This window comes from Leyella stercorea, from assembly GCF_021531655.1.
In genome coordinates this window covers 1-11,762 of the sequence record NZ_JADYUF010000066.1, presented here as the reverse complement: position 1 = coordinate 11,762, position 11,762 = coordinate 1, and the positions used below count along the sequence as shown (strand labels likewise).

General features: G+C 46.8%; 5 protein-coding genes and 1 pseudogene. 1 reads left to right on the top strand and 5 read right to left on the bottom strand.

The features are described from left to right. The first annotated feature begins 802 nt into the window (after positions 1–802). The gene (locus I6E49_RS13380; protein ID WP_177862266.1) at positions 803–1,663 is read left to right on the top strand and encodes an enoyl-ACP reductase FabI; all 861 of its coding nucleotides are present in this window, start codon (positions 803–805) and stop codon (positions 1,661–1,663) included. A gap of 744 nt (positions 1,664–2,407) precedes the next feature. On the opposite strand, the gene I6E49_RS13375 is transcribed toward I6E49_RS13380, so the two are convergent. From I6E49_RS13375 to I6E49_RS13340, 5 genes and pseudogenes are all read right to left on the bottom strand, one after another. Further along, the gene (locus tag I6E49_RS13375; protein WP_235402940.1) at positions 2,408–4,918 is read right to left on the bottom strand and encodes a glycosyl hydrolase family 95 catalytic domain-containing protein; all 2,511 of its coding nucleotides are present in this window, start codon (positions 4,916–4,918) and stop codon (positions 2,408–2,410) included. Beyond that, positions 4,915–5,478, bottom strand: coding sequence for an alpha-L-fucosidase (locus I6E49_RS13370; RefSeq protein WP_235402938.1), 564 nt, complete (start codon positions 5,476–5,478; stop codon positions 4,915–4,917). Before I6E49_RS13370 ends, I6E49_RS13375 begins: the two co-directional genes overlap by 4 nt. Before the next feature lie 204 nt (positions 5,479–5,682). Continuing rightward, the gene (locus tag I6E49_RS13365) at positions 5,683–7,332 is read right to left on the bottom strand and encodes a RagB/SusD family nutrient uptake outer membrane protein (protein ID WP_235402936.1); all 1,650 of its coding nucleotides are present in this window, start codon (positions 7,330–7,332) and stop codon (positions 5,683–5,685) included. Positions 7,333–7,345: 13 nt separating this feature from the next. Further along, positions 7,346–10,491: pseudogene (locus I6E49_RS14680) on the bottom strand (SusC/RagA family TonB-linked outer membrane protein). 282 nt (positions 10,492–10,773) lie between these two features. Then, the gene (locus tag I6E49_RS13340) at positions 10,774–11,736 is read right to left on the bottom strand and encodes an acetylornithine carbamoyltransferase (protein WP_235402930.1); all 963 of its coding nucleotides are present in this window, start codon (positions 11,734–11,736) and stop codon (positions 10,774–10,776) included. Positions 11,737–11,762 lie beyond the last annotated feature (26 nt).

Here is an 11,762-nt window from a genome sequence, read left to right as displayed (position 1 = left end):
CATGTGTTAAGCCTGTAGCTAGCGTTCATCCTGAGCCAGGATCAAACTCTACATTGTAAAATATCTTTTACTAAGCAAGATTCCTTGATGTTAAGCCTTGCTGGGCCGACTAGGCCTTTCTAAGACTTAGCGGGAATTTGCTTATTGTTTGTATCTGTTTCAGAACGCTTCCGTATATCTTTTAATGAATTAACGGTATGTATATTACCCAAATCTACACATTATAAATAATGTAAGACTTGCTTCTTGTACTACTTGTCTGTTTATGTAAATCTTTTCAAAGAACTCTTTCTTTTCGCTTCCCGAACACTACTTAATCTCGTTTTGCTTGAGGTTTCGTTCGTTCTCGAAAGCGGATGCAAAGGTATAACAAATAGTTTTACCGTGCAAGTATTTCGAGAAAAAAGTTTTGGAAAAATCGTATTTTCGATTTAAAATTGAGATATATCAAGCAAAAGAAGGCTGTTCAGCGCATTTTTAGGGATTTTCAGCCGAATGGAGTAAAAGTTTATCTGTATAGCTATATAGTAGTAGGGTGATGTTAGAATGTTATTGTGATGTTACGGTGTTTTTATATTGCACATTCTTTTTGTTTTGTGCAGAAATAAGACAATTAACAAATAAAATTGCTATAAATAGAGCTTTTTATGCACACTTTCATTGTTAGATGTGCAAAAAGTTATACCTTTGCACCACATTCGAAGCTAATCTATGTTATGTACAGACGAATTCGATGGAAAAATCGTAGAGTCGGCAACATAGACAAAGCATATATACATTATATAATATAAGAAAGAAAACTATGTCTTTTAATTTATTGAAAGGAAAGCGCGGTATCATCTTCGGCGCATTGAATGACGCATCGATTGCGTGGAAAGTAGCAGAACGTGTCGTAGAAGAGGGCGCACAGATTGTGTTGACCAACACAGCAGTGGCTTGCCGTATGGGCACAATCGACGAGTTGGCAAAGAAGACCAACGCAACCATCATCCCTGCTGATGCGACATCGGTAGAGGATTTGAACAACCTGTTTGTCAAGGCCCAGGAGGCATTGGGCGGCAAGATTGACTTCGTGCTGCACTCATGCGCCATGAGCGTGAACATGCGCAAGAAGCGTACTTACGACGATCTGGACTACGGATTCCTTGACAAGACTCTCGACATCTCGGCAATTTCATTCCACAAGATGCTGCAGGTAGCCAAGAAGCTCGACGCTCTCAACGAGGGGGCTTCGGTACTTGCCCTGACCTACGTGGCTTCACACCGCACATTCTTCGGCTACAACGATATGGCTGATGCCAAGTCGCTGCTTGAGTCGATTGCACGTAGCTTCGGATATATCTACGGCCGTGAGAAGAAGGTGCGCATCAACACCATCTCTCAGTCGCCTACATTCACTACAGCCGGCAGCGGCATCAAGGGCTTCGACGGTCTGTACGACTTCAGCGACCGCATGTCGCCTCTTGGCAATGCCAGCGCTGACGAGTGCGCCGACTACTGTGTTGTGATGTTCTCTGACCTCACAAAGAAGGTGACTATGCAGACTCTGTTCCACGACGGCGGTTTCTCCAACATGGGTATGTCGCTGCGCGGTATGACTCAGTACAACAAGTCGTTCATCGACGAAAACCGTGACGAAAACGGCAATATTATCTACGGATAAATTGTAACGCGGAGGTATCCGCGCTACAAGGTTGATATGATGTTATGGTGTTGTGGTGTGATAACTTTCACAGGCTACGGCGAGGACGCCATAACCTCCTATATTTTGCAGTGCATATTACTCCCCTCCCTACGGGGGAGGGGCCGTGGGTGGGGCTTTCAGCCTACGTCCCAACACAATATTTGCATTTTTAACCGCTCAAAACTGCGAACTGAACGAGCAAAGAAATCTTTGGCTCGAAATTCGCGAGTTTTGAGCGGTTTTGCGTAATATGCAGTAGCACAGCATATTACAATGTTTTCGCTCGAAATATGCAACGAGCTATTGCGAAAAAGGAGTACATTTCATTGCAAATGTACTCCTTTTGCAATCCAAGTGTAGTCGTTTTGCAATGCAAAAAGGGCTTCCTTGCATTCCAAAAGTAGTCCCTTAGGAAAGCAAAGAAGCCCTAAATGATAAGAAACGTGATGAATAGCCATGAAAAAACCATCAAAAACGGCTTTTCAATTCTCTAGAATCGATTTTTATTTTGTAACACTTTTTTACTGCCTGTACTATATTTGCATTCTGAGTAGCGTACCCCTCCGCTACTCAGAACACGTTTATTTCAGTCGGAAAATATTGAGCGAGTTGGCAGGAATCTCAACCACTGCCCCACCCTTCGACGTAGTGATATAGGTCTCAGTAGGGTGAACATTTGTCGATTTCCTGCCGAAAGAGTTCTTATTTTCTACTGAGTGAGTTCTATTTTCTTTCAGGCATAACATCAAAATACTCTCCGTTTACCTTTACTTTCACCTTGCACGGTTTGCGTTCAGCAGTAGACAGTCGCCATTGTGTCACCATTCCGTCTTTCCAATCCAAATCGACTTCTATATTGCCTCGTGCTTTTACGCCTTTCACAGAACCTGACGGCCATTTTACTGTAGATGTTGGCAGAAGTTCAATCACACCAGACTGCGACTGTACGAGAGTTTCAAGCATTGCAGCAGCCACTCCGTAATTAGCATCCATTTGCAATGGCAGGTTCTGCGTAGTTAGCAGATTGTCGAGCGTATTGTTGCATAGCAATCCCTCAATCATATCGTGAGCACGCTCTCCATCCCTAAGTCTTGCCCACAGACACGAGCGCCACGCCCATGCGAATGCACGCAGACTGTTGCCCGAAGTCTTACGCAACTCCAAAGAACGACGCGCAGCACGAGCCAGCATCGGAGTTTCCTCCATATTTATTTGGTTTCCCGGATACACAGCAAACAGGTGCGAGGTATGACGATGGTCGGTAACGGGATCACGGTCAATCATCCACTCCATAAGATTGCCCATCTTGCCAATTCCAGGCTGATGCATACGCGCCAACTCACTGCTGAGACGTTCGGCAAAAGCCTTATCAACGCCAAGCGTATGTGCCGCCTGTATAGTATTGGCAAAGAGAGCTGAGACTATCTCCTGATCGTGCGACACACCGTCTTCACCACGCGGTCCTATCTCAGGCGACCATCCGTTAGGCACCACAAGCGTACCTTCCTTTATATTGGCAAGTTCGGGATACTTGGCAACATCCACCGCCTTATATTCGCTCTCAAAGCCTTGTCCACCCTCACCGAGGGTCTTCAAATGGCGTTCCCAATATTGGCTAATCTCCTTCAACACCGGATAACCGATACGCTTAAGATAGTCAATGTCGCGTGTAAAGGCAAAGTGCTCCCAGAAATGCAGCGCATACCATGCAGAACCAGGCAGATTGACCTGCCATCCACCACCGCCGAACGGATTGTGAGACGTATAGACTATCCATCCATCGCTCGTACGGTCGTGACTTCCTATCGCTTCAAGATACTCATTGGTAGACATACGGAACGGTTCACGCATAGCATACAGATAATCAAGCAGCGAATTATGGCACTCGCTCAGATTGGCAACCTCAGGCAACCAATAGACCATCTGCAGATTGATGTTACTGTGATAGTCGCTTCCCCATGGAGCTTTAATGCGCGCATTCCATATTCCTTGCAATCCAGCAGGCAGACTACCTGGGCGCGACGATGCTATCATAAGATAGCGTCCAAAATTGAACATCAGGTTTTCCAGCCCAACATCCATACGGCTATTCTTGTATGCCGTCAGACGTTCAGCCGTTGGCAGAGCTGCAAGCGAAGCGTCAGAACAATCCAAAGTCAGACTCAGTCTGTCGTACAAAGCCTTATAGTCGGCAATATGACGGGCAGAAAGAGCGGAATAGTCAGTATTCTTTATGGCTTCAAGACGCCTGTTAGCACGTTGTACAGCATCTTCGCCACGGAAATTCCGCTTGAAATCCATTACATAATTGGTTTCCACAGCAATAAGCAATGTACACGAATCGGCACCTTCCAGTTTAAGACAACCGTCTTCAACAGTCAGACTTCCTCCACTATTGCGCACTTCCACAACAGCCATACCAGTCATTCCATTACCAAGACGACTTGTCAGCGTCAGCCTGTTGCCAACCGCACTTGTCCTATCATCGCTCCTATGTGTAGCAAAAAGTATCTTGCCATCCAGCCCCTTATCTTTGTCGGCAGTATAATGCACCACCATTACCTGATCCGGATAACTACAGAACGACGTGCTCGCCACAGCTATTCCCTTACGTACAGCTGTTGACTTAATAGTTCCTTCATCGAGACAGATGGCTCTACAGAAATTATTATTTGCTACCGGACAGCCGAAATCGACAATCAAGTCGCCTACTGGTTGCGAACCTCCGAATCCATCAGCGCCAATCTCCGGACCATTCTCTCCACCGAAGCTCTTGTCACCTTTGCTGTTTATGGTTCCCTTGTTCAGTCCACCTGACCAATACGACACCTCATTAAGCACATATCTGTCACGCCCGCTACCGTTAAGCACAGATGCAGCCAAGCGTCCGTTACCTATAAAATAGGATTCCTGTTCCCACAACCGCACAGGATTGGGATACTTGCCACGCGTCAGAAGATTAGTCAACATATTGAGATAGTTGGTCTCCTCGCCCTGTTCCCAATATCTTGTTTTATTAGGCAAGCACTTAGCCATAGGTTGCAACAGAACAGTGTCACCCTCGTACACGCCATCGTACAAGCACGATGTCAGCCCATGCTCATTCTCGTTCTCAATAACCTGCGTAAAGGCAGGCTTGTCCGACCATACACGATGCGCCCCACCACTCTGCGCACTCAATGATGCACAAGTAGCAAACAGAGCGCACAGTACAACTGCAAATCTACTTATCATATATTCTTATTGAGTTCAAGCACAATAACCTTAACCTCATCCTTCTTGGGTTTCAGTCCGCCGAGCGTCACCGTCTGCCCTTTCTGCTTAACAGTCACCTTACTTCCTCCATCCAATGCATAGGCTTTGCGTACACGATAGCCCTTGTCCATAGCCGGCAACGCAAGTTCGTCGGAAGTGTATTCGCCCAGTAGATAAACATAGATACGGTTGTTCTTATAACAGAACCATTGGTCGCCACTTTCTGCATAAGCCAGTTTACGGTATTCCTCAGGCTTTATGCCTTTGGTGTTCATGTTCCATTCGCCATGCGCCGGACCTGCATACAGTCCCCAATGAATGAACATACCAATCTTGGCATCGTGCATCCACTGCATTGCCGAGTCGCTCTGTTGCTTCACTTCAAAATCAGTCTTTGGAGCCGACATCTTGTATCTGGTAAATCCGGATACATTACCGTTATCTGCCGACAAATGCTGATTGCTGCTGCCATAAGCAACCGACGCATACACCGAGCCTAAAAACAGCGATGCAACAAATAGTAGTCTTTGATATTTCATATAAATAATAGGTTTAGGTTTCTTGAAAAAGTCACGTTATGCAAAGATACACATAAGTTGTAATAAACAAAGAAGAAGTGTGCCAAAATGAATTTATCAATACAAATCCATTTCGGCACACCTTTCTTATATATGCTTACCGCAGTTGTTCATAACAACACGATAAACGTCCAATCATATGATTACCTATAACCAGCAATTCATTTACTGATAGTTAGGATCCTGTACAAGCACACCATGAGCCTTGTCGATTTCGCCCTGAGGCAACGGGAAGAACTCAAAGGCAGGCTTAACCACCTTTATGTAGCTAGGATAAGCAGGATCCACGACACCATCAACAACCTGCTGGAGCTGCTTCCATCTCTTCAACTGGAAATAGCACAAACCTTCAAAGCAAGTCTCCACACGCCATTCATTGCGTATGCGTTCACGCAACTCAGCCTGTGTAAGGCCAGTTCCGTCAATAGCAGGCTGATGCGAACGTGTACGTACAGCGTTTATTGCCCTAAGAGCCTTTTCGGTAGGTCCGTTAACCTCATTCTCAGCCTCAGCAATCATAAGCAGCACGTGAGCATATCGCATAATTACTACGTCAGCATCCGACACTGTGCTATAGTCAGCCAATGACTTTGAGGGCTGCAGTATCTTCTTTACACCAAAACCAGTGAATGAAGCATTACCTGTTTCTGTCACCTCAACATTGTCAGCACCTGCAAGTCCGTCGCGTTCAAAACTTGTAAAGCGTGTGTTAACCACTGCATCCACAAGTCGCTCGTCACGGTTCTGGAACATCTTGTCACGCTCTGCTCTTTTCTGGGCTTCAGTTGAAGATGACGAATAGAGCACGCTCTCATCAGGACGAACTGTAAGAGGCGATTCACCCCACTTCTTGCCATCAGTACATTCGAAAGCATTGACAAGGTCGGTTGTTGGATCAAGACATGCCCATGCACCGAAGTAGAGGTCAAAGCTATTGGTAAGGTTAGGCTGCTGATAACGTACCGAGAACATTATCTCGGGCGACGAACCCTGATTGGCTGTGATAAAGTTGTCGCGTGTGCGCGGCATCAAGTTGTTCTCAGGAGTATAGTTGCTGATTTCAGCCAATGTGTTCAACACTTCCTGCATCTTGGTCTTGTCGGCAGTGCCATCTTCATTATATGCATCAAACAGCAGTACTCTTGCCTTGAGAGCACGTACTGCATCAGCGGTGAAATGTCCCTTGCCCTCACCTGTATTATAGGCAGTGTTCCAAAGACTTGCAATAGCCTGATCGTAATCACTTACAATCTGATTCTTGATGTCTACGCGCGAAGCCTTCGGCTGATACATATTGTCGGTGGTAAGTGTAGAAGTTACGAGCGGCACTTCACGATAGCATTCATACAACCATGAGTAATAGTATCCACGCAAGGCGTGACATTCACCAAGCATATGCTTGCGATCTTCTTCACTTATGTCACCTCCATTATAATTGGCAAGGTTCTCCATAACAAGATGTACTCTTGTTATGCCTTTGTAGCAGACGTCGAACACCTGTAATACGTAACCGCCTGAATTAGGCGTAACGTCACCCTTTGCCAGGGTGAGTACCGAACCGTATGTTGTTTCATTGTGACGTCCAATGGCATTATCGGTCAATCCGTCGAAACAAGGAACAATCTCAGACAATGCTCCCGGCCAGTTGTACACGACAGAATATGCTCCCGCTATAGCCGACTCAAAATCGCTCTTGCTCTTCCAGAACACGCTCTGTGACGGCGAAGACGGGGGCTGCTTATCAAGAAAGTCTGAACATGACGACAATCCCAACGCCAGCACACCCACAGCGAATATGTTTTTTATATATTTCATAGTTAGTGCTTTTTTAGAATTCTACATTGATACCGAATGAATAGATTTTGTTCTGCGGATACATTGCATCGCGTCCGTCAGAAGCACGCTCCGGGTCAAGCCCCTTGTACGAGGTAATGGTGAGGAGGTTATCACCCGAGAAGTATACGCGTACTCTCGACAGCGCCAACTTGTTGGTCCATACCTTTGGCAACGTATAGCCGAAAGTGATGTTCTTCAAGCGGAAGTAAGACGCATCCTTGAGGAAGTATGAGTTAGCTCTTGTATTCTTTGAGCCACCCATATTGTCCCAATAGAGTTTCGGATGTGTTGCTCCATACGGATTCTCTTCAGTCCACATCCCCTTAAGATAGTCGCGGTTGGGTGCTGAACCCTGGAGGAATGGCTGTACACCCCACTCGCTAGTGTAGAACTTCTTGTCTGCTACGCCCTGACCAATGAGCGAAAGGTCGAAGCCCTTCCAGCTTGCACTTGCGTTGATGCCATACTCAAAACCAGGGAAGCGTCCTGAGAATATACGACGGTCGTAGTCGTCAATCTTGCCGTCAGGCTTACCATCGGGTCCTGAAATATCCTTATACTTAAGGTCGCCAGGCTTAGTATTGTCGTTATATTGCTTGGGCGAGTTGTTTACCTCGTCCTGATCGGCAAATACTCCGATGCACTCCAGCATGTAATACTGGTTGTAAGGAAGTCCCTCACGACGGATGCTGTAACCATCGATTTCCTCGGCACCAAACTTAGTGAGCTTGTTGCGCGAACGGTCGAAATACACACCAGCAGTATACTGCATGCCTGCGAGAGCACCCTTTTTAACCATATCGCTATAGTTGATAGCCAACTCGATACCAGTGTTCTTTACAGTTCCATTATTTACGGTAGGTGCAGACAATCCGAGAAGTCATGACACCTGCGATGAACGGAGAATGTCTTTAGTCACCTTGCTATACCAGTCGAATGTCACGCTAAGACCGCGCAGCACTTTAAGGTCGAAACCGAAGTCGGTAATAGTAGTTGTCTCCCACTTGATGTTTCTGTTGGCATAGGCAGTCTGCTGATAACCAGACACTACACCGTCAGTTGTCTTTGAGAAAGGATAGTCGCTTACATGCGAGATCATAGCCTGATACGGATAGAGTCCGATGTTCTGGTTACCCAACTGACCCCAGCTTGCACGTACCTTGAAGTTGTCGAGCCATGAACAGTTGAGCTTCTGAATGAACGGTTCCTCAGTCACACGCCATGCACCTGAGAACGACGGGAATACTCCCCAACGGTTTTCCTTAGAAATACGTGATGTCCATCATAACGCATATTTGCCTCAAAGAGATAACGTTCCTTGAAATTGTAGTTCAGACGGCCAAAGAGCGACTGGATAGCCCATTCCTGCTCGCCACCGCCGTTCGACCAATTCGCTGTGCCACCAGCATCGATAGTAGGAAGATCGAACGTATACTCCTTACGGTAAGCACTCAATGTCTCGGTCTTCTCATTCTCCTGGTTGTAACCAATCATAGCACTGATGTTATGAGCCTTGTTCATCAGCGAGAGGTCGTAACGCAGATATGTATATAAGTTGGTGTAGAACACACGGCTGTCAGATACTGTCAGACCTGATCCACCCTTATCAAGGGTGCCCGACTGTTCTCCAGTGTGATAGTTGTATGTTGGTGTTGAGCTTCCCCTCCAGTCCTTGGACTTGCTTGAGTTGAGTCTGGCAGCTCCCTTAGTGTACCATGTCGAGCCCTTCAGCAGCTTCACTTCAAGCCACATCTGAGCGTTGATGTCGAAGTTGCGCCAGCGCTTCATGGCATTGTCACCGATGATAGCCACCATATTCTTGTTGTGTGCCTCATTCGGATATGCGCTGCTGGTCCACTTTTTCACACCAGTTCCGTCGTCTGGAAGCCAAGGCATATAGGTCGGGGCCTGCGACAGTGTAGAAAGGAATGCGTCCGACTGTCCCTGACGTGGCTGGTCAATCTCGCCATACATCATGCTGGTATATGTACCAAACTTGATGAAGTCGGTGAGGTGAGCAGTCAAATCGACAGTAGCGTTGTACTTCTTGTAGTCGAAACCACGCATTGTACCCGGCTGGTCTACATAGTTAAGTGCTACATTGTAGGTGGCCTTCTCTGTACCGCCAGTCATATTGAGGTTGTGTGTCTGAACCACAGCCGTACGGAACATGTAGTCCTGCCAGTCGAAACTTGGATACTTGTCGCTACCTGCATTGTTGCGGTAAGCCTCAATTACGTCAGGATCTTACAATCTGCCTAATTCTGAATTCTTGCGGGCCAAGTTTGCCAACTCCATATATTCTACCGAGTTTGTAACACGGTCGTACAAACGTGTAGCAGAGTGTAGGCCTACGTTGCCATGATAAGAGATGTGGGTCTTACCCTGTGTACCTTCCTTGGTGGTAATCAAGATTACACCATTGGCAGCACGGGCACCATAGATGGCAGCCGAAGCAGCATCCTTAAGCACAGAGATTGATTCAATTACGCTTGGGTCGAGCGACGACATATCGCCCGGAACACCGTTGATAAGGATAAGCGGATCCGAACCGGCTGATGAGAAAGTACCTTGACCACGAATACGGAACGAAACACTCTCCGAACCAGGCTGGCCATAACCCTGATTAACACGAAGACCAGGAACCTGTCCCTGCAACATTACCTGAGCATTGGCTACAGGACGCTTAGCGATGTCGTCGCCATTGACTGCCGATACCGAACCGGTCAGGTTCTCCTTCTTCTGAGTACCGTAACCTACTACTACAAGCTCCTGCAGGCTGTGTGAGTTTTCTTTCAGCACAATTCGATCAACATGACCGTTCTTTGCTTTCACTTGCTGTGAAGTGAAACCAACGTATGTCACGTCAAGTACGGCATTGGCTGATGATGCTTTGAGTGTGAAATTACCATCGATGTCGGTAACTGTTGCGTTTGTTGTACCAGCTTCTACAACACTCGCACCGATGATAGGTTCTCCGTTTTGATCGACAATCGTGCCTTTGATTGTCACGCCAACCTTACTCTGCTGTATAGCTGAGTTAGTAAGACTTGGAGGCGTACCGTCCGCTGCCAGCACTTGATTCTGACCCAATACGGCCATAAAAGCAAGCAGCAGTGATTTGTCAAGATATTTCATATTGGTTTGTTTTAGGTTTATATAATTATTTCTATGACATTCGTCATGTCTTTTATCCAAGCTGATTAGATTGTCCTTTGCAAATTTAATTCAAATAATTAAAAAAAGAAAAAAATAACATTTGAATCGGGAGGGTAACAAAGATTAACTAAAACAAACCTTAAACGTTTCTTTTGTATACATATTTTTACACAAAAAGAGGGCGTACATTCTCATTTCTACGCATTGGTGTTGCATAGAAATATGAGAATGTACACCCTCCTAATATATATATAATAAGGTTTACAGCACCTGAAGCATTCGCTTGATGACAACCTCTGCCGAGATCTCGCGATTGGCGGCTTCGGGTATGACGAGCGAATTGGCTGACTCTATTACGTCGTCGGTGACGATTAGGCCGCGACGTACGGGCAGACAGTGCATGAACTTGCCGTTGTCGGTTACTGCCATATGCTTGTCGTCGATAGTCCACGACATGTCTTTCGACAATATCTTGCCGTAGTCTTCGGGATTGGTAATGCCCGGACAACTCCAGTTCTTGGCGTAAACGAAGTCGGCACCCTCAAGAGCCTTCATCTGATCGTACTCGATGCGGGCACCAGCAGTGAACTTCGGGTCGAGTTCGTAGCCGTGAGGATGAGTAATGACGAAGTCGACATCGGCTGCTGTCATCCACTCGGCAAACGAGTTGGGCACAGCCTGGGGCAATGCGCGGCAATGAGGAGCCCACGTAAGCACTACCTTAGGACGTGCCTTGGTCTTGTGTTCCTCAATGGTGATGAGGTCGGCAAACGCCTGAAGCGGATGCACGGTGGCTGTCTCCATGGCAAAGACGGGGCGACCGCTGTACTTAACGAATTGCGAAACGATTGTCTCGGCATAGTCATACTCGCGGTCGGTGAGTCCGGCAAAGGAGCGAATACCGATAAGGTCGCAGTAGCTGCCCATTACCGGGATAGCCTCAAGCAGATGTTCTGACTTGTCGCCGTCCATGATGACGCCACGCTCGGTCTCCAGTTTCCATGCACCGGCATTCACATCAAGCACTATGACGTTCATGCCAAGATTCATGGCAGCCTTCTGTGTAGACAGACGTGTGCGCAACGAGTTGTTGAAGAAAATCATCAGCAATGTCTTGTTCTTGCCAAGATGCTGAAACCGGAAGCGATCGCGCTTCACCTCTTTTGCCTCGGCAAGCGCTGCATTGAGGTCGCCAAGGTCTTGTGCGTGGAAGAATGTATTCATAATAATATAAAAGCCCCACCCCCGAC